The organism is Acinetobacter sp. Marseille-Q1623 (genome assembly GCF_902809895.1).
Taxonomy (GTDB): domain Bacteria; phylum Pseudomonadota; class Gammaproteobacteria; order Pseudomonadales; family Moraxellaceae; genus Acinetobacter; species Acinetobacter piscicola_A.
This window is the reverse complement of the sequence record NZ_CADDWG010000001.1, coordinates 1936165-1955578: the sequence shown is the minus strand read 5'-3', so window position 1 is coordinate 1955578 and position 19414 is coordinate 1936165. Positions and strand designations below refer to the sequence as shown.

General features: G+C 38.2%; 17 protein-coding genes. 11 read left to right on the top strand and 6 right to left on the bottom strand.

Going from position 1 to position 19414, the window contains the following annotated elements; genetic code table 11:
• The first annotated feature begins 61 nt into the window (after positions 1 to 61).
• Positions 62 to 187, top strand: coding sequence for a hypothetical protein (locus HUV91_RS16685; RefSeq protein WP_265937133.1), 126 nt, complete (start codon positions 62 to 64; stop codon positions 185 to 187).
• A gap of 92 nt (positions 188 to 279) precedes the next feature.
• Here HUV91_RS16685 and HUV91_RS09285 read toward each other — a convergent pair whose 3' ends face one another.
• Both HUV91_RS09285 and HUV91_RS09280 read right to left on the bottom strand, forming a co-directional pair.
• Positions 280 to 456: a hypothetical protein gene (locus HUV91_RS09285; protein ID WP_174493203.1), complete on the bottom strand. Its 177-nt coding sequence runs from the start codon at positions 454 to 456 to the stop codon at positions 280 to 282.
• Positions 457 to 633: 177 nt separating this feature from the next.
• Positions 634 to 1443 (bottom strand): cytochrome C assembly family protein, encoded by an 810-nt coding sequence (locus tag HUV91_RS09280; protein ID WP_130073979.1) that lies wholly within the window; start codon positions 1441 to 1443, stop codon positions 634 to 636.
• A gap of 143 nt (positions 1444 to 1586) precedes the next feature.
• Here HUV91_RS09280 and ffh point away from each other — a divergent pair, with 143 nt between their 5' ends.
• Together ffh and HUV91_RS09270 are read left to right on the top strand one after the other, a co-directional pair.
• On the top strand, positions 1587 to 2996 hold the full coding sequence (ffh, locus tag HUV91_RS09275) for a signal recognition particle protein (protein WP_130073978.1): 1410 nt from the start codon (positions 1587 to 1589) through the stop codon (positions 2994 to 2996).
• A 121-nt stretch (positions 2997 to 3117) separates the two neighbouring features.
• On the top strand, positions 3118 to 3699 hold the full coding sequence (locus HUV91_RS09270; RefSeq protein WP_130073977.1) for an RBBP9/YdeN family alpha/beta hydrolase: 582 nt from the start codon (positions 3118 to 3120) through the stop codon (positions 3697 to 3699).
• 89 nt (positions 3700 to 3788) lie between these two features.
• Here HUV91_RS09270 and HUV91_RS09265 read toward each other — a convergent pair whose 3' ends face one another.
• The 4 genes from HUV91_RS09265 to HUV91_RS09250 form a co-directional block, all read right to left on the bottom strand.
• Positions 3789 to 4472, bottom strand: a complete 684-nt coding sequence (locus HUV91_RS09265; RefSeq protein ID WP_130073976.1) for a toxin-antitoxin system YwqK family antitoxin — start codon at positions 4470 to 4472, stop codon at positions 3789 to 3791.
• 155 nt (positions 4473 to 4627) lie between these two features.
• A complete protein-coding gene (locus HUV91_RS09260) occupies positions 4628 to 5344 on the bottom strand; it encodes a toxin-antitoxin system YwqK family antitoxin (RefSeq protein ID WP_228721851.1) in 717 nt (238 codons plus the stop codon).
• A 66-nt stretch (positions 5345 to 5410) separates the two neighbouring features.
• Positions 5411 to 6154: a type III pantothenate kinase gene (locus HUV91_RS09255; RefSeq protein ID WP_174493202.1), complete on the bottom strand. Its 744-nt coding sequence runs from the start codon at positions 6152 to 6154 to the stop codon at positions 5411 to 5413.
• Positions 6151 to 6915 (bottom strand): biotin--[acetyl-CoA-carboxylase] ligase, encoded by a 765-nt coding sequence (locus tag HUV91_RS09250; RefSeq protein WP_130073974.1) that lies wholly within the window; start codon positions 6913 to 6915, stop codon positions 6151 to 6153. Before HUV91_RS09250 ends, HUV91_RS09255 begins: the two co-directional genes overlap by 4 nt.
• A 29-nt stretch (positions 6916 to 6944) precedes the next feature.
• On the opposite strand from HUV91_RS09250, the gene HUV91_RS09245 reads away from it, so the two are divergent.
• From HUV91_RS09245 to ftn, 8 genes are all read left to right on the top strand, one after another.
• On the top strand, positions 6945 to 7754 hold the full coding sequence (locus HUV91_RS09245; protein ID WP_130073973.1) for a sulfite exporter TauE/SafE family protein: 810 nt from the start codon (positions 6945 to 6947) through the stop codon (positions 7752 to 7754).
• A 23-nt stretch (positions 7755 to 7777) separates the two neighbouring features.
• Positions 7778 to 7999 (top strand): hypothetical protein, encoded by a 222-nt coding sequence (locus HUV91_RS09240; protein WP_174493201.1) that lies wholly within the window; start codon positions 7778 to 7780, stop codon positions 7997 to 7999.
• Between the two features lie 406 nt (positions 8000 to 8405).
• Complete coding sequence (locus HUV91_RS09235) at positions 8406 to 9101, top strand: GntR family transcriptional regulator (protein WP_174493200.1); 696 nt, start codon at positions 8406 to 8408, stop codon at positions 9099 to 9101.
• A 27-nt stretch (positions 9102 to 9128) separates the two neighbouring features.
• The gene (gene smc, locus HUV91_RS09230) at positions 9129 to 12581 is read left to right on the top strand and encodes a chromosome segregation protein SMC (RefSeq protein ID WP_174493199.1); all 3453 of its coding nucleotides are present in this window, start codon (positions 9129 to 9131) and stop codon (positions 12579 to 12581) included.
• A 1-nt stretch (position 12582) separates the two neighbouring features.
• Positions 12583 to 13581 (top strand): cell division protein ZipA C-terminal FtsZ-binding domain-containing protein, encoded by a 999-nt coding sequence (locus tag HUV91_RS09225; protein ID WP_174493198.1) that lies wholly within the window; start codon positions 12583 to 12585, stop codon positions 13579 to 13581.
• Between the two features lie 251 nt (positions 13582 to 13832).
• Positions 13833 to 15857 carry an NAD-dependent DNA ligase LigA gene (ligA, locus tag HUV91_RS09220; RefSeq protein WP_174493197.1) on the top strand — a complete coding sequence of 675 codons (2025 nt, stop codon included), beginning with the start codon at positions 13833 to 13835 and terminating at the stop codon, positions 15855 to 15857.
• Positions 15858 to 16206: 349 nt separating this feature from the next.
• Positions 16207 to 18333, top strand: coding sequence for a TonB-dependent receptor (locus HUV91_RS09215; RefSeq protein ID WP_416377011.1), 2127 nt, complete (start codon positions 16207 to 16209; stop codon positions 18331 to 18333).
• 424 nt (positions 18334 to 18757) lie between these two features.
• Complete coding sequence (gene ftn, locus HUV91_RS09210; protein ID WP_130073967.1) at positions 18758 to 19222, top strand: heteropolymeric bacterioferritin subunit Ftn; 465 nt, start codon at positions 18758 to 18760, stop codon at positions 19220 to 19222.
• The last annotated feature ends 192 nt before the right edge of the window (positions 19223 to 19414 follow it).

Here is a 19414-nt window from a genome sequence, read left to right as displayed (position 1 = left end):
GCACAAAGGAGAATGGTCTGAACGCCGCGAATTATCGGGGCTTGCAGGAGAAGATTTAGCCATGCTGCAACAGATCGTACAACAAAGCCAATCTCCTTGGTCATTTGAAAGTCAAATTATTCATTTTAAGCATATTCAATTAGACGAGTACCCAATGATCAAAATGCAAAGCGATTCCTCTTTATAACTTTATAAGGCGCATGATCAAGTTATATAGATATTGAATTCACCACGTTCATTTATAGATTGACTATAAATAAAACATTTTCTCATCTCGTACTATTTTTTCTCGGTAACGCATGAAAATGTACAATAGCTGTCGTCATCAATGGTAGAGACTACGCCATCATCATTGAGATCTGCATCTTTAAATAAAAAGATTTGATCACATTGTTGACATCTTTCAGGTGTCATCGCATTGAGTTGTTCTAATGGTGGATGTGTTGGTATTGTCATTTTAAAATCCTTTTGGGTGAAATATATACACATAGTTTTTTTAAGAGATTAGATCCAATCGTATATTTACGCAAGTCATAAAAGTGAGATTTTATTTTTATTTCTGATATTTAGCGCAAATATTGGATCAAAAAAGTGAGAGAATCGGTTTTCTCTTTTGCCTCTTTGTATGAAGGTTTAACGATGCAAAATCATTTCCAAAATAAATTTAGAACCAATAAAACCAATGGCTAATAAGAAAAATCCAATAATGGTAAAGCGAATCGCTTTTTGACCACGCCAACCAAATTTATAATGCCCAAGCAATAATGCGCCATAGACAAACCAAGAAATAATACTAAACGCTGTTTTATGTGCTAAATGTTGTGCAAAGAAGTTTTCAACGGTAAAGAAACCAAAACCCAGTGCGACCGTTAATAAAGCAAAACCTGTGATCAACATATCGAACAGCAAGGATTCCATGACTTGCAAGGGGGGTAATAAGTTGACCCAAACACGTTTTTTTTGTTTTTTCTTGAGTTCCCTATTTTGTAACCACATCAGTACAGCTTGGATGGTTGCCATCAATAACACGGCATAAGCAGATAAAGATAAAATGATATGCGTATCTAAACCTAAAGAATGCATTTCAATAAACTGACGAGGGACACTAAAAGCAAAGCCTAAGATTAGACCTAAAGCTGCTACAGGGATGCCTAATAGATTTAGCGCAATGACAGGTCGATAGGTGCTAAACAATACACTCAGTAACAACATTAAACCTGATGTAAAAGACATTAAATTAAATACATCATAATTGATCCCCGACGGGGTGATCATATTGTTATACAGTACAGCGGCATGTAACAATAGCCCTAAGCCTAAGACAACGCCAATAAACCAATGGTTTGGCGCACGTTTAGACATTAGATGCATAAATAAATACCAAAATGATGTGGTATAGGCAATTAATGCTAAAATGGTATACACCAAGGGGAGGCTAATCATGTCAAACCTTTTTCGGGATGATAAATATTCATGTTATAAGATATAAATTCGATATGAACTCAAGTATCCTATAGCATCTTATGCATAAAAGTTCTATTTTTCAGAAAGTTTTTTTGCAACAACTATTTTAAGCGGATTTCGCAATGTTTGATACCTTAACAGAACGACTCACGCAGAGTCTCAGAAATGTTACTGGCTCAGGACAACTGACCGAAGATAATATTAAAGACACTTTACGTGAAGTGCGTATGGCACTGCTCGAGGCCGATGTTGCTCTGCCTGTAACTCGTGAGTTTATCGCGAAAGTTAAGGAAGAGGCATTGGGTCAGGAAGTGATGACACAGCTTTCACCAGGTCAAGCTTTCGTTAAAATTGTCTATGACGAACTCACCAAAATGATGGGTGAGGCCAACGAAACCTTAGATTTGGCTGCAAAACCACCTGTGGTGATTTTACTTGCAGGTTTGCAAGGTGCGGGTAAAACTACAACTGCTGCAAAACTTGCACGTTTCTTAAAAGAACGTCAAAAGAAAAAAGTGGCAATGGTCTCTGCTGACGTTTATCGTCCTGCTGCAATTAAACAGTTGCAAACTGTTGCAGCTGAAGTCGGTGTGGACTTTATTGAGTCTGAAGCATCCGAAGATCCAATCAAAATTGCACAACGTGCGATTGGACAAGCGAAGATCAATTTCAATGATGTCTTGATTGTCGATACTGCGGGGCGTTTACATGTCGATGATGACATGATGGATGAAATCAAAGCATTACATGCATCGATCAATCCAACTGAAACCTTGTTTGTCGTTGATGCGATGACGGGGCAGGATGCAGCCAATACAGCCAAGGCATTCAACGATGCATTACCTTTGACAGGCGTGATCCTGACCAAGACCGATGGTGATGCGCGTGGTGGTGCGGCACTTTCAGTCCGTGCAATCACAGGTAAGCCAATCAAATTTTTAGGTATGGGTGAAAAACTTGATGCCTTAGAGCCATTCCATCCTGAGCGTGTTGCACAACGTATCTTAGGTATGGGTGACGTACTTTCTTTAGTCGAAGAAGTTGAACGTAAGATCGACAAAGAAAAAGCCGAAAAAATGGCGAAAAAATTGCAAAAAGGCGGCAGCTTCAACTTTGAAGATATGCTGATGCAATTTGAACAAATGAATAAGATGGGCGGCATGATGGGCTTCTTGGATAAGTTGCCTGGCATGAGCAATTCAGGAATTCAAGATGCAATCGCGCAAGCGAACCCTGAAAAGCAAGTGAAAAAGATGGAAGCGATTATCCAGTCGATGACCATCAAAGAGCGTCGTAATCCAGATTTGATGAATCCAAGCCGTAAAAAACGTATTGCAGCGGGTTGTGGTATGGATGTTGTTGAAGTGAATAAACTGATCAAACAACATGCACAAATGGCCAAAATGATGAAAAAATTTGCCAATCCATCAGGGATGGCAAAAATGATGCGTTCATTAAGTGGCTTACAAAAACAATTTGGTGGCGGTGGTGGTATGGGGCCATTATTTGGTAATAATGAACCTAAAAAATAATCCAAACCTATGACTTGACAAGAGCGCTTTAAGCGCTCTTTTTTGTGGATAATATTTTAAAAAATTTAAACTTAAATTATGCTATATTGGCTAAAACAATTGATAAGAAGAACTATCTAATATGAATACTGTTTTTGTTGTCCATGGCTATCGTGCAGCACCAGAAAATCATTGGTTTCCTTGGCTTGCACAGAAAATCCAATCTGTTGGGGCTACGTGTGAGATTGTTCATTTAGAAGATGCAGATGCACCGAATTACGCCGTGTGGAAAGAATGCTTACACATGCAAATTTCCCCTTTGGATGAAAATAGTATTGTGATTGCGCATAGTTTAGGTTGTTTGAGTAGTTTAGATTTTTTATCAGAAGCACTCAAAACGAAGAAAATTAAGGCAATTTTTTTAATAGCACCTTTTAAAGCATTATTACCTGCATTGCCTGAATTAAATGAATTTATTCAACAAGCCAAAATAGATGAATTTGTCATTCATACTGCAATTCAGAAACGCTTTGTATTTTTATCGAATAATGATCCTTATGTTGCTGCACAGTTGAGTATTCGTTTAGGGCAAGCGATCCATGCGCAATTGGTTGAAGTACCATCTGCTGGGCATTTTATGCAGGACAATGGCTTTACTGAATTTCCTCAGTTATGGGACAAATTAAGCCCATTGATTGCAATACCACAGAATATAAACAAGTAAAATTCAATCTAATATTGAAAATATCAAGATAAAAATCGGGCAGTGGAATATTTACCGCCCGAAATTTTGTATTTTAGTGATTAAAATAGTTATTCATTGGTTTTTTCATAAATACTTTCAACAATATTGTTGATCTCGGTATTGTCTGTCACAAGCTGTCCTTGTTCATCCCATGCTTTTGCATTATAAGTGGGTTTATCGTCTTCATAGGCAGCAAAACCTTCAACAGCAGGTTTGCCATTTTCATACCAAAATTTAATTTTGTATGAATGAAGGTCAGGGTCTGCGATTTCATATTCATAAGCTTGTTGCCCATTGTGATAAAAGGTTTTGGAAAGACCAACTTCCATACCTTCATTATAGTTTGCTGTGGATGCAATTTGCCCATTTTCAAAATAAGTGGTAATTGGGCCATCCGTGAAAATAATATCAAAGCTACGTAAAGCTAAAGGTTCTTTGATCCAAAAAGGAGCTGTTTGTTTTTTATGACTATTTTGATAAAAATCTTGTACTAAGAAACGTCCATCTTTGTCGCGTCCCAAAAGCTTACGGTAGTAACCATCTTTTAATGGCGTTGCTGAATAACCTGAGTCATATTCTTCACCTAAACTGGCATCTTTATCAAAATATGCCACAATAGGTTCTTCTGTTTGCAGTTGTTGTTTAATTTCATTGGAAATAGCAGTGGAGTTATTGGTCTGTAATTGACTACACCCTGTAATTGAAAGTCCAAGTAGGCTGATCAAAAAAAGTTGTTTGAAATTTGGCATCATAAAGTTCACTTATTTTACACTTGTTATAAATATGCTTTAACAGATTAAACATAAAGCTGAGTATTCGTTGCACTGTTATTTTGCAGCATCATCATTGATTTTCAATATAAATTTGTAAATATGAAGCAGTATTGTGAGGGATGGTTGGGTACACATTAAAAATACGAATTTAATTTTGCCAAAATCGTGTCAATTTTTTCACTGTCTGTTACCAAATGTCCCTTTTCATCCCAAACCTTGCTGTCAAAAATACAGTTGTTATCCGCTGGATTTATTTTTAGATCGGCAGCGAGTTTGCCATTGTCATACCAGATTTTTTGTAAAATCAATTCATCACTGACAATCTCTTCTGCAAAAGCAAGTTGCCCATTTTCATAGTAATACTCATTTTTTCCGACTTTTTTAAAGTCTTTATAATGATGTTTGATATGTATATTGCCATTTTCATAATAAGCCACCATGAGTCCATCAGAAGATATACCATCAAAACTTTTTAATGCTGAGACTTCTTTGATCCAATAAGGATCAGTTTGTTTTTTATGGCTGTTTTGGAAAAAGTCTTGCACCAAGTAACGTCCATATTGATCACGATCTAACAGTTTACGATAGTAACCATTTTCTACAGGAGCGGTAGAGTAGCCCGCACCCACTGTATCTAAGTGAGTGGTATTTTCAAAATCTGATGCTTCGGCAGCTTCGGGTGAAAAATAGGCAATAATCGGTTGCTCTTTTTGTTTGTGTTCGAGCGGCTGTTCCATTTTAAGAGTATTGATTTCAAGTGGTTTTTGTTGTGCCATATGGGCTGAGTTGGCACATCCGATCAGTATGATACAGACCAAGCTCACACTGAAAAATGGTTTTAGCTGAGACATGTAAATATCCTTGTTTTTTGCATTGGCTTGAGCATTAAATTTTTATTTTATAGACATTTTATTGCTTTATTTTGCTTGATAATCAATATAAATTTGTAAACCTTTGAGCAGTAAATCAGCTTCAACATGAGGTGAATATTTTGCTAAAAATTGAGCAAATAAGGGGGCATCACCACCTGTTAAAATCAATTTGCGTGGAGATTGTTGTAGCACGTGCTGAATAGTACTGAGTAGACCTAAGAAAATCCCGTGATGTACAGCATCAATGGTATTGCGTCCAGGAGAGAGTTCATTAAACGCAGCATCTGGAATTTTAATACCTTTGGTATTTTGAATCAGTGAGTCGCGTTGTAAATATAAATTTGGAACAATATAGCCGCCTAAGTGTTGTTTACCTTGTGTGAGGTCAATGGTTAAAGCAGTACCACAACTAATCACACATAAATCTTCATCTTGATTTGCCACAGCGAGTACTTGCAGCCAACGGTCTATTCCAAGTTGTTTGGGGTCATCATAACCACATTTGAGCCCAGCATAGTCATGATGAACTTTGGCAAAATGGATAGGGACCTCAAGAAGTTTTAAAATTTTTTCAATGCGTTGATTATTTTTTTTATCTTGAACAGAAGAGATTCCAACCCGAGTAATGGCTAAATTTTTAAAGTGTTGAATGAGACCTAAAAGTAAGTCAGCAGGAGATTGTAGATGTAACTCGGCAGCATGTTCAACGATTTGATCTGCTTCTGTGACCCAATACTTTAAACGTGTATTGCCAATGTCTAACCAAAGTTTTTTATCGTGAGTATTCATAGTTCACCTTGATTTGCGAGACGTAAACGTCCTTGGTAGACATTGATTAAACCTTGTGCTGTTTGTAAATGAACAGATCCATCATCACTGATACCTTTAAAAGTACCTTCGATATTGCCTTTAATTTGTTCAAAATACACATGCTTATCCATAAATGCAGCATAGTGATTGAAGCGAGCAGCAAGGTTGTAGCAGCCATGGTCAAACCATTGTCCTGCTTGATGAATAGCAAGATAAAGTTCACTGATCATTTGAATACGATTTGGAAATTCTACGCCCAACTGCACAATAGATGTGGCTTGTTGGTCAAGTTGCGCTTGTGGTAAAGGCAGTAAGTTAATCCCTACACCGACAATGGCTTCATTGGGTGAAATGGGTTCAACTAAGATCCCGCCCCATTTCCCTTGTGAGCTATATAAATCATTTGGCCATTTGATTTGCAAATGCGGCAAATTTTTAAGACTTGGCATTTGTAAGATATTTAACGCAATTTCTAAAGCTAAACGACCATCTATTGTTGTTTGCGTTTGTAGCAATGTGCTTAAATAAATATTCCCAATCGGAGAAACCCACTCGCGTTGATGCTGTCCTCGACCTTGAGTCTGTATTTCACTACATACCAATACCGTTTTAATTCCTTTTAATGCGATGTCGCGTACATCATCATTGGTTGATGTAGTACTATGTTTTAACAGCAAAATTTCAGGGAGTTGCTGTGCATTGCTCAGCAGTTCGCGTAGATGACGTGTTTCTAAGTCCATGTTGAATAGAAGAGAATGGAAAAATATTTATGGAGTTAATCATATATTTAGGGATTGGCGCAATCGCTGGTTTTGCTGCAGGGCTATTTGGTGTCGGCGGTGGTTTAATTATTGTTCCTATTCTTTATATTGTTTTTACCCAAATGGGCTATGACCCTGCGGTGATTATGCACCTTGCTTTAGGGACATCATTGGCAACGATTATGGTGACTTCGATCAGTTCATTGATGGCGCATCATAAAAATGGTGCGGTACTTTGGAATGTTGTGAAAAATCTTGCACCTGGCTTAGTTTTAGGCTCATTTTTAGGGGCAGGCGTTGCAGGCTTACTATCGGGTGCAAATTTACAACTGATTATTGGGCTATTTGCCATTTGGGTGGCTTATAAAATGTTTAAAGGGGCAAATGTCAAAGTAGATGAAACCAAGCAATTACCTTCAAGCACCATGCAGCTTTTGGCAGGCGGTGGTATTGGTGTTGCTTCTGCAATTTTTGGTATTGGTGGGGGAAGTTTGACTGTACCGTATCTCAATAAAAATGGTGTGGTCATGCAAAAAGCTGTCGGGACTTCAGCAGCATGTGGTTTACCCATTGCAATTGCTGGTGCACTCGGTTTTATGTTCTTTGGAGCTAAAGCGCAAATCAATGTGCCGAATACCATTGGTTTTGTGCATATTTATGCTTTTATTGGCATTAGTATCATGAGTTTTATTACGGCAAAATTTGGTGCGAAAGTTGCACATGCACTGTCTCCTGCAATGTTGAAAAAGTGTTTTGCGGGATTGCTCACGGTGATTGGTTGTTACTTTATCTTTAAAGGTGTAATGCCATTTTTTTAATAGTTATTTATGACTGAAAGTAGGTGAGAAGTACTGATGGCTATTATTCATTTAAGCTGAAACTTGGTGTTTTACATGAGTTTTATGAAGAAATGATTGATCATGGACATCAAAGTGATGCAGAATTCGAAACAGTTATAGGACATCTCATCTACGATTATGAACAAGGTTTTTCAAAGGTCGAACAAATTATTATCGAATTTGTGATTTATGCGATTGCTGGAAAATTCATTTCTGAACAATGAAGAATACGATTGCAGAATGAAATTTTAGAAAAGTTGAATGCAGTAGATTTTAAATTACTTTTATCGCTTTTAGAGGATGAAGAAAGATCGTTATTTTACATGATTTATATTAATACACTTGATCAATCTTGAAACGAGAGATTCCTTAATTCAATGGGTTGGAATTACTTGAGGTGAGTCACAGTTGTCATCAAATGTTATTGTGCAATATCGGTAAATGACCATGCTGGTTTAAATTCATTTCCGACCAAAGGCGCTTTTTCCCAAAACAAAGTTGACCTAAAATGCATGAATATTGTCTGACAATGTCATGTTTAAAACAGGTTGAATAAGGTAAAACTAAAATATAGACAATTGAAATTGTTAGAACCTTGTCGAAAAATAAAAAATTAAAGATAGGATTTATATGCAATTGGAAGAAGTGGATAGCCTTTCAGAGCAAATTGCCAAGCACATCAGTGAGCAAATTATCAGTGGTGAATTGGTTGAAGGTGAGCGTATACAGGAACTACGGATCGCCAAAGAACTCGATGTCAGTCGAGGTTCTGTACGTGAAGCACTTTTGTTGATTGAAAGAACACATCTCATCGAAATCTATCCACGTCGTGGCGCGATTGTGTCTGAAATGTCAGCGCAACAAGTTCGTGCATTATTTGACACCAGTGCCTTATTGCTTGGGCAAATCGTTTCTCGTATGAGTGAAACATGGCGTAACCATGAAGCCGAAGCAATGCAAAAAATGCTGACTCACCTGATTGAGCAGGTGAAACAAGGCAATACTGAAAAATTCTACGATGGCATATTCCAATTTCTTTCAGAACAGCAAGATATGGTTGGAAATCCTTATTTGATGAAGTTTTATAAAGAATTACTTCCATCTTTACGTCGAAGTTATTTTTTAACCTTAAATACTTCAAGACGCGAGCTACAAGAGGCTTTAGAACTCATAAAACTCGTGATTGATGCAATTTTAATCCGAAAATCACAACAAGCTACTTTATTTATGGAAGATTTTTGTCGACACTTGCGTAATCTCGTGTTGGAATCGCTGGCACGTATGAAACAAATTGAACTCGCATGGGCGAGGCGATCGCGTCGCTAAGAGGCGTTGCTAAGTAACTAGGACATTATGCGTTTAAGCAGCTTAAAACTTTCAGGCTTTAAATCTTTTGCCGATAGTGCAACATTACAATTCAAAGCAAACCGTACTGCTGTAGTCGGACCCAATGGTTGTGGTAAATCCAATGTGATTGATGCCATTCGTTGGGTGATGGGGGAGTCAAGTGCACGTCAATTACGCGGCGGCAGTATGCAGGATGTTATTTTTACAGGGACGAGCAAACGTAAACCTGTAGGTATGGCAAGTGTAGAGCTGCGTTTTGAAAATACCTATGGCAAACTTGGTGGTGCATATAATGCTTATTCCGAATTAGCAGTTCGTCGCCAAGTGAACCGAGATGGAAAATCAGAATATTTTCTCAATGGCACCAAGTGCCGTCGCCGTGACATTACCGATATTTTTTTAGGGACAGGTTTAGGCCCACGTTCATATGCAATCATTGAACAAGGTATGATTAACCGCTTGGTCGATGCTAAACCTGAAGAAATGCGTGTTTTTATTGAAGAAGCCGCAGGGGTTTCTCGTTACCAAGCGCGCCGTAAAGAAACACTGCAACATTTAGAACACACCACACAAAACTTAGAACGTTTAGAAGACATTTCCAGTGAATTACAAGCGCAGTTAAAAACACTGAAACGCCAGTCTGAGTCTGCTGTTCAATATAAAACTTTAGAAACACAAATTCGTACTTTAAAAGTTGAAATTTTGTCGTTCCAGTGCGAGCAAAGCTCACGCTTACAAGAACAATATTCTGTTGAAATGAATGAATTGGGCGAGCATTTTAAATTGGTTCGCTCAGATATGACTACGTTGGAGCATGACCTTGCTGCGACGAGTGAATTATTCCAACGTTTGATTCAAAAGTCCTCGCCATTGCAACTTGAGTGGCAACAGGCAGAGAAAAAATTGTCTGAATTAAAGATGACCTTAGAGCAAAAGCAAGGTTTATTCCAACAAAATTCGGACATGCTCAGACAATTAGAACAACAAAAAGTCCAAACCAAAGAACGTATTCAATTGCTTGAACTACAACTTGATGGCTTGTTGACTCAAGTCGATGAACAAGGTCAAACTCTACAAGCATTAGAGTCTGAAATGTTGCTGAGTCAGCAAAGTCGTGAAAGTTTAAAAGCACAGCAAGGCGAAGCACAAAAACAATTTGAGCAGATCAAAAACCAAGTTGAAAAGCAGCAACAGCAAAAAGCGCAGATGCAGGCACAGATTGAACAACTTGCTAAAAATGTCGCTCGAATTGAACAGCAAAAAGACACCTTAAAAAGCCAAGCGATTCAAATACAAAGTCAATTTCAGACTGAAGATGTACAACAACTTGAGCAAGATAAAGCAACGGCTCAAGAACAGATTGTGTTGTTGGAAAATAACATTACACAATCGAAGGTTCAGTTAGAGCAGCTGCAAGAACAGATCAATCAGCAAAAAACGCAGATTTCGAGCTTAAAGTCTGAAGTACAAGTATTGCAGTCAGAACAGAAAAACTTAAATCAATTGATGGCAAAAAGTACAATCAAAACCGATGCACATACAGTGCAATTGATGCAAGTATTAAGGTTAAATGAACATGGCAAAGCGCATGCAGCATTGGTCGAGAAGTTTTTAGCGAAATGGCTTTCTGCGCAGGTTATTGATTCAAATTCAACATTTAGCGAAAGCATAGCCCGTCAGCTGAAAGCATTAAATTCACATGATAAAATTCAACTCAATGGCTTGCCTTGTTTAGCCGATTGGATTGAATCGCCACAATATTCTTTGTGGCATCAAGTCGCGATGGTCGAAAATCTTGCACAGGCTTTGAGCCTTCAAGCACAACTCACAACGGGGCAAAGTCTACTGAGCTTGGATGGTTATCATATTGGGCAAGATTGGGTGATTGGCTTATTTTATGATGAATCGAGCCAAGCTGCGCAAGGTGCATTAAGTCATCGTATCCGATTCGAAGAAATTGAAAATCTATTGACAGATTTACAGCCTAAGTTGCTAGAAGCTGAAAGTGTCTTGCCAACCTTAACTCAGCAAATGAGCAATATTCAAAAACAGCTTCAAGCTGATCAAGACATACTCAAAAATCAGCAAAAGTTAGTACAACAGTTTGATGTACAAATTGCCAAACAGCAAAGTACGTCACAAGCATTTGCACTGCAAAAAGTTCAGTTAAACAGTCAATTACAACAATTGGATGAGCAACTTGAAGAAGATGCAATGCAGAAAGATGACCTTGAAATCGATATACATTCGCTCTTACTCAAGCTTGAACAAAATCTTCCTGAATATAAAACGTTGCAATATAAACTCGATGAGTTAAATGAACAGGTTGAGGAACAACAGCAACAGTTGCAACTCAAACAGCAAGATTTTGAAGGCACACGCCGTTTAGCAGAACAGAATAAGCAACAAATTGAATTGCTTGAAAAAGATTTAACATTTTCAAAAGTACAATACCAACAAATTATTGTGCAAATGGATCAGGCAAAGAAATTTGTCGAGCCGATCCAACTTGAATTACCAAGTCTACAAAGCCAATATGCTGAACAATCACAATTGACTGAAAAATTACAGAAAACGTGGGCAGACTGGCAAGTTGAGCTAAATAGTGTACAGTCTAAGCAGCAAACTTTGACGGAAATGCGTCATTTACATCAGCAAAATGATGAAAAGTTACGTACCCAGTTAGAAGAAAAGCGTTTGGCTTGGCAAGTGGCAAAATCTGATTTGCAACATTATTCAGATCAGCTCAATGATTTAAATGCCAAAGTTAAACAAGGTTTAACTATTGATTTGCTCAGCCATCAACAGAACTTAGAACAAGCGCAACGTCGGTTTGAAAAATTAGGTGCAGTGAACTTGGCTGCTTCAGAAGAATATTTAGAAGTTTCAAAACGCCATGAAGAACTGAGTCATCAGATGCAAGACTTGGAAAATACGGTTGAGCAACTGAAAAATGCCATGAAAAGTATTGATCAAGAAACCAAAAAACTCTTCATGACGACTTTTGATCGGGTAAATGCTGAACTCAAAGAGCTCTTCCCGAAAGTATTTAATGGTGGCGAGGCGAGTTTAAGTCTTGAAGATGACTGGCAATCGGGTGTTAAATTGATGGCTCGTCCACCAGGAAAACGTAATAGTTCATTGGCGCTGTTGTCAGGGGGGGAAAAAGCACTCACTGCATTAGCCTTGGTCTTTTCTATTTTTAGATTAAATCCTGCACCTTTCTGTGTATTAGATGAGGTTGACGCGCCATTAGATGATGCGAATGTAGGAAGATTTTGTAATTTGGTAAAAGAGCTTTCTGAACAAGTCCAATTCATTTACATTACGCATAATAAAGTTGCAATGACGATGGCAACCGATTTGCTGGGTGTGACGATGCCCGAACCGGGAACATCAAAACTCGTCACTGTAAATTTGGAAGAGGCAAAAGAATACGGTTTAGCCGCGGAGTCATAGTATGGAAATCACCACAATCGTTGGGATTGTTGTTGCAGTCATTATTATTCTTATTGGTTTAAGAATGGTTTTACGCAAATCAGATGATGCAGCACCTTCTTTAGAATCTGAGTTACACATTAACTCAGAAAGTAATCAGCCTGTTATTCCACGTCATGTTCGTGATCAACTCCAAGCCGATAGTTCCAAAGAAGTAGTACGTGTAGAGCCTGATTTAAATCCTTTAGAGAAGACACAGGTCACAGAAGAAGCAAATGTTGAACACAAAACAAATGCTGTTAGCACTGAAGTTGCGCCTGAGTCGGTAGAAAATAAAGACGCGATCGCTGAAAAAGTGGTTGAAACAGCAAAAGTTGATGAACTTGAACAGTCAGCAGCTGAAACCGCAACACATGTAGAGCCTGAGCAAAAAGATGCCATTGCTGGTGCAAAAGAAGAAAAACCTGTAGATGAATTTAGCTTAAATCCCAATATTGAAACGGCTGAAATCAAAGAATTTGATGAAGAAAGCAGTATTTTGGATGTGCATTTGCATGAACAACAACGTTTTGATGATGAAAGTACGCTAGCCAATGCGCAAAGTATTATTGCACTGAATGTTTATCCAAATCCACGTAAAGCATTGTCAGGCGATAAAACCTTAAAAGTGTTGCTGAAATATGGTTTACGTTATGGTGAATTGTCTTGTTTCCATCGTTATGAAAATATCGATGAGCCAAGCCCACTCATGTTCTCTGTATTACGTTTGACCGATGAAGGCCCTGTTGGTTTTGATTTAGAAACGCTGTCAACTGAGCAAGTGAAAGGCTTAGCATTTTTCCTTGCTTTACCACATAGCAACGTACAAAAAGGCTTTGACACCATGGCAAGTATTGCAGGTCTGATCGCACGTGAAGTGGATGGTACGGTGTATGATGAAAATAATTTGGAGTTTACGCCACAATTAAAAGAGCATTGGCGTCATAAAGCGATTGATTATCGCTCTGAACAAGAAGCTTAAAGAAAAGACTCAATTGAAGCATAACCCCTTGATCAAGATCACGGGGTTATTTTTATGCATGCCGATTTAAATGTTTTGATGGGAAAATATAAAAAACTCAAATAGCGCATACCATCTATTGAAAGATAAGTACGACAATTTTTGTCGTAAAGCACAAAGCATTGACTTATATCCTGCCACAAAATTCCTTTATAATTGCCATCAAACTTCATTAGGGCGGACTTTTCGCCTATTTATAGGGTGAAAACAATATGGATAACACTGCCGTCATTTCTCAAATGCGTCAATTGATTCAAATCTTGGCAACACATAATCATGCCTATTATGTGATGGATCAACCGAGCATTGCTGATAGTGAATATGATCAACTCTTTCACCAATTAAAAGCGTTGGAAGAGCAGTATCCTGACCTTGTTCAAGCAGATACCCCGACCCATAAAGTAGGCGGCAAGGCATTGTCTAAATTTGAAAGCATTACCCATACAGTACCGATGCTATCTTTGGGCAATGTCTTTGATAAAGAAGAATTATTTTCTTTTGCAAAACGTGTGGAAGAGCGCTTACCGAATCAAAAAATTGAATATGATGTCGAACTGAAATTTGACGGTTTGGCGATTTCACTGTGGTATGAAGATGGCGTCTTGGTTCGTGGTGTCACTCGTGGGGATGGTGAAACAGGTGAGGTCATTACCCAAAATGTGAAAACCATTCGCAACTTACCGAAAGTGCTTTCATCAGACAAAGTTGCAATACCGCGCTTACTCGAAGTGCGTGGTGAAGTGTTGATGCCGAAAGCAGGTTTTGAAAAACTCAATGCGGAAAATGAAGCCAAAGGTGAAAAAACTTTTGCTAATCCACGTAATGCGGCAGCAGGAAGTTTACGCCAACTTGACCCAAATATTGCAGCCGCACGTCCTTTGGCATTTTATGCGTATGGCATTGCACAATGTGAACCGCATCATGGCTTAGAAAAAATGTCAGAAAGTTTGGAATGGTTGACCAATTTTGGTTTTGCTATTGGTGAACAGCATTTTGTTTGTAGTAGCATTCAAGAAGTTCAAGAAAAATACGAACAAATCAATCAACAACGTCCAAATCTATCTGTCGAAATCGATGGTATGGTGGTCAAAGTTGATTCACTAAAACAGCAACAACAACTGGGTTTTTTAAGTCGTGAACCACGTTGGGCAACGGCTTATAAATTCCCTGCGGTGGCAGCGCTGACTACTGTTGATCAAATTGATTGGCAAGTTGGGCGTACGGGCACGCTCACTCCTGTAGCACGTTTAAATCCTGTGGCAGTGGGTGGTGTAACCGTATCTAATGTGACTTTACATAATATTGGCGAAATTCATCGTTTAGATGTGCGGGTTGGCGATACGGTCAGCGTTTATCGTAGTGGTGATGTGATTCCAAAGGTCGAAAAAGTTTGGTTAGAATTCCGTCCAAATGATGTGGTTGAAGTACATTTACCTGAAAATTGTCCTGTCTGTGCTTCACCTGTGGTCATGCCTGAAGGCGAGGCTTTGGCACGTTGTTCAGGTGGTTTGTATTGTGCAGCACAGCGTATTGAAGCGATTCGCCACTTTGTTTCACGTAAAGCTATGGATATTGAAGGTTTGGGCGAGCGTTGGGTGGAGTCTTTATTGCATCTGAACCTATTGAATGATGTTGCAGATATTTACCATTTACATGAACACCGTGAAAAGTTGCTTAGCATTGAAAAAATGGGTGAGAAATCTGTTCAAAATTTATTTGATGCGATTGAAAATAGTAAGAAAACCACATTATTTGCATTTATTTATGCTTTAGGGATTCGTGGTGTTGGGGAAAATACGTCAAGAATGTTGGCACAGACATTCCAAACGTTTGAAGCTTTACGTCAAGCGGATGTAGATGCATTGAAAAAAACCCCTGATGTAGGTGACATTACTGCAGAATGGATTGCGGATTTCTTCCAAGCACCACATAATCTTGAGGTGATTGATCGTTTATTGGCAGCAGGCATCCATTGGGATGCACCAACAGCACCGACCCGTCAGCCTTTAAATGGTGAAAGTTGGGTGATTACGGGAACATTGGCAACCATGGGACGTGATGATGCAACGCAAATGCTACAAGCTTTAGGTGCACGCGTCAGTGGGAGTGTTTCGAGTAAAACTAAATGTGTGGTTGCGGGTGAAAAAGCAGGTTCTAAGTTAGAAAAAGCACAAAAAGCGGGTGTACCCGTGATGAATGAGCAAGAATTTTTAGCGTTTATTCAGCAATATCAATAAATTTTGAGTGATATGAAGGAGAGTTTAGGCTCTCCTTTTATATGCGCAAATAAAAATAAATCATTTTATGCAGTCTTTCGCTTTTTAATGTTCATAGGTTGAATATTAAATCTGTAGGGCACGATAGACGTCATTGAAATTTAATCATTCGGTTGAATTTTCAATCACTCTTACAATATAAATGAGAATGGTATTTGTTATTGTTTATTTGAATGAAAACTTAAATTAGGATTAATTTTTACAATTATTAAACAAAATGATTATGAATATAATAATAATTCTCATTATCAATGGTGTGTTTATTTCTATGTTTTCAAAAAAAATATTAGTCAGTTCGATTGGACTTGCCATGCTTACCAGCACTTTTAGCGCAAGTGTATCAGCAGAAGATGAAGTGACCACATTACCTGAGGTGGTGTTACAAGCACAAAAACAAAAAAATAATGAGACTTTTGCCAATGGCCAACTCAAACAACAGACCCATTTAGGTCCATTAGGAAATAAAAAAATTATTGATACGCCATTTAGCCTTACTTCATACAGCGAACAACTGATTGAAGAACAACAAGCATCAACCATTGGGGATGTTCTAAAAAATGATCCAGGTATCCGTATTACCAGTAACCAAGGGCATTTAAACGAAAACTTTAAAATCCGTGGTTTTGATTTAAACCATGAAGATATGTCCTTTAACGGTCTGTTTGGAATGGCACCTTATGGTCGTGTGCCCACTGAGTTCTTAGACAGTGTAACGGTGTTGAAAGGCCCAAATGCCTTGGTTTCAGGAGTCGCACCGACAGGTAGTGTTGGCGGCGTAGTGATTGCGAAATCTAAACGTGCTGACAAAGAAGTTACGCAAGTGTCGGGCGCTTTTGAAGATGAAGGGTTTTACACATCAGGTTTTGATATTTCACGCCGTTTGGGTGAAAACCAAGAGTTTGGTATACGGGTAAATGGTACTTATGGTCAGGGTGAACATACGATTGATGGAATGGATGATCGTCACATTTCAGGTGCAATTGCTGCGGACTATACCACAGACAAAGTCAAAATTAACTTTGACTCCTATGCTGTGCGGGATGACCGAAAAGGGGGCTCACCTGCCATGATCTCCATGCAAAAACTTGACCATGTTGTTAAAGCACCGGCAGGAGACTCTAATTACTTTCCACACTTACAAGGGTATACAGAAAGTAATTTTGTGGGGTTATCTGGGGAGTATAAATTTACTCCAGATCTAAAAGCTTTTGCGGGCGTGGGCTATATTGAAAAACAATATGCAGGGCATTTGTTTGGTACACGTATGATTTTGCAAAATGCGCAAGGTGATGCAACTTCACAATATTATCGTGTTGGCTCACAAGAGCAAAATACTTCAGCCAATGCAGGTTTTGAGGCAAAATTTGAAACAGGTTCAATCAAACATACTTTAGGTTTAAGAGCAGATTATTTAAATCGTAAATTTGATCAGCATAAAGGACAAGGTGCAACGGCTGTACCCTTTAACACCAATATTTATCAACCATCGAATGAAGGTCATATGCCTTTGCTAAGACCTGAAATTGTTCCAATGGGGGATAATCACTATGTGAGTTATACTTTAACTGATCAGCTCTCAATGTTAGATGACCGTTTACAACTGATTTTAGGTGCACGTTATCAAGAGATTGACACGAAAAACTTACAGAAACATACCGCCTATAGTGAAGACAAACTTTCACCTAGCCTAGGCATTGTGGTGAAACCTTTTGGTAAAAATCTATCTCTATACGCAAGTTATGTGGAAGGATTATCAGAAGGGTCAACTGTTGATAGTACATTAAGCAATGATGCTAATGCAGGTGTGACATTTGCACCATTTCAAACGAAGCAATATGAAGTGGGTGCAAAATATCAATCAGGTAAGTGGTTGAATACTTTAGCTCTGTATCAAATTGAAAAGCCAAGTACCATGGTGATGCCGTATTCAAGTGCAACCAATAAGGACATTAATCAGATCACAACGGATGATGCTGAAACGCGTTCACGTGGTGTCGAGTGGGCGATTTCAGGTGAAGTTGTCCACGGTTTAAATCTATTGGCTAATGTCGCCTATAACGATGCTGAATTAACCAAAGCAGGTATTAGCAAAGGGGTAACGAACCAAGGCAAGAGCGTCTTTGGTGTGCCTGAATGGACTGCATCACTTGGTTTAGACTATGCCATTCCGTTTATTGATGGTTTAAATGTCAACACACGTGTCAATTATGTAGGTAAGCAATATATGAATAATGCCAATACCTTAGAACTTCCTGATTTTACCATTGTGGATGTAGGTGCACGTTATAAGACAAAATTGGGCGGTGTAGATACGACTTTCCTCGTAAATGTTGACAATGTCTCAGATCAGAAATACTGGGAAGGCATGTTTAATGAAAATTATGCTTTAGTGGGTGGTGCTCGTACCTATAAAGCAGGGATAACTTTTGACTTTTAAATGAAAAATTTAAACTTTACTACGACATATCTGGTCTAGCATAAATTGCACGACAGCCCATTTTTCATATTGAGAAATGGGTTTTATTTTTTATTAAATGCACAGCATAAAATACAACCATGCTAAACCTGTTTATAACATCTTAATCAACGAAAGATGAATATTCTCACTGGTCACTGTGCAAATCAGTGCTATTGCGAATCGTTACAAATTTTAAAATTGAATTATTGGCTCAAATTTATCATTTTTTTATTTATGAAAATGTTGCAAAGGCTTATTTTTTATCTGAAAAAATTATGAATGTGACTGTAAATGCGTATGTTTCTCATTTTAATTTTATAAAAATCATAAACTTACACATTTTATCTTTTGCATTGTAAGAGAAACTTGTCCATAATGTGGAAAAAGGTATGGAGTAATTGAAATGCGTGGCAATCCAGAAGTTATAGACTATCTAAATATGTTGATCGGTGGTGAACTGGCTGCACGTGATCAATATTTAATTCATTCCCGTATGTATGAAGATTGGGGCTTAAGTAAAATCTTTGAACGGATCGATCATGAAAGCCAAGAAGAAGGCGCACATGCCGATGCGTTAATCCGCCGTGTTTTGTTCCTTGAAGGCACACCAAACATGAACCGTGATGAGATTGAAGTTGGTACGGATGTTGTAACCTGTTTAAAAGCTGATTTAGCACTTGAGTATCATGTACGTGAAAAATTAGCGCAAGGCGTAAAATTGTGTGAAGAAAAGGGCGATTATGTCACTCGTGATATGCTTCGTCAGCAAATGTCCGACACCGAAGAAGACCATACTTATTGGCTAGAAAAACAAATGCGTCTAATTCAGTTAATTGGTTTACCAAACTATATTCAATCGCAAATGTAAGATTTCTTCGTTTACTCCTTCTCCTTGAGGAGAAGGTCGGGATGAGGTGGAGTAGAAGCCTTTAGTTCAATATCTAAGGGCTTTTTTATTCACCATTTTGAACTGTAAACTGTTTGGTTTGTATATTGAAAATATATTGCTCACCAAATTCTTTGGTAATTAAAATTTCAGAATCAGAAATCTGTTGTAAAT

Bases quoted from the DNA above. Each gene is read 5' to 3' on its own strand.
- HUV91_RS09250 (WP_130073974.1), bottom strand. From the start codon at position 6,915: ATGGACTTAGAAACACGTCATCTACGCGAACTGCTGAGCAATGCACAG.
- HUV91_RS09270 (WP_130073977.1), top strand. From the start codon at position 3,118: ATGAATACTGTTTTTGTTGTCCATGGCTATCGTGCAGCACCAGAAAAT.
- HUV91_RS09225 (WP_174493198.1), top strand. From the start codon at position 12,583: ATGGAAATCACCACAATCGTTGGGATTGTTGTTGCAGTCATTATTATT.
- ffh (WP_130073978.1), top strand. From the start codon at position 1,587: ATGTTTGATACCTTAACAGAACGACTCACGCAGAGTCTCAGAAATGTT.
- HUV91_RS09260 (WP_228721851.1), bottom strand. From the start codon at position 5,344: ATGTCTCAGCTAAAACCATTTTTCAGTGTGAGCTTGGTCTGTATCATA.
- HUV91_RS09245 (WP_130073973.1), top strand. From the start codon at position 6,945: ATGGAGTTAATCATATATTTAGGGATTGGCGCAATCGCTGGTTTTGCT.
- HUV91_RS16685 (WP_265937133.1), top strand. From the start codon at position 62: ATGCTGCAACAGATCGTACAACAAAGCCAATCTCCTTGGTCATTTGAA.
- HUV91_RS09280 (WP_130073979.1), bottom strand. From the start codon at position 1,443: ATGATTAGCCTCCCCTTGGTGTATACCATTTTAGCATTAATTGCCTAT.
- ligA (WP_174493197.1), top strand. From the start codon at position 13,833: ATGGATAACACTGCCGTCATTTCTCAAATGCGTCAATTGATTCAAATC.
- HUV91_RS09215 (WP_416377011.1), top strand. From the start codon at position 16,207: ATGCTTACCAGCACTTTTAGCGCAAGTGTATCAGCAGAAGATGAAGTG.
- smc (WP_174493199.1), top strand. From the start codon at position 9,129: ATGCGTTTAAGCAGCTTAAAACTTTCAGGCTTTAAATCTTTTGCCGAT.
- HUV91_RS09285 (WP_174493203.1), bottom strand. From the start codon at position 456: ATGACAATACCAACACATCCACCATTAGAACAACTCAATGCGATGACA.
- HUV91_RS09235 (WP_174493200.1), top strand. From the start codon at position 8,406: ATGCAATTGGAAGAAGTGGATAGCCTTTCAGAGCAAATTGCCAAGCAC.
- HUV91_RS09255 (WP_174493202.1), bottom strand. From the start codon at position 6,154: ATGAATACTCACGATAAAAAACTTTGGTTAGACATTGGCAATACACGT.
- ftn (WP_130073967.1), top strand. From the start codon at position 18,758: ATGCGTGGCAATCCAGAAGTTATAGACTATCTAAATATGTTGATCGGT.
- HUV91_RS09265 (WP_130073976.1), bottom strand. From the start codon at position 4,472: ATGATGCCAAATTTCAAACAACTTTTTTTGATCAGCCTACTTGGACTT.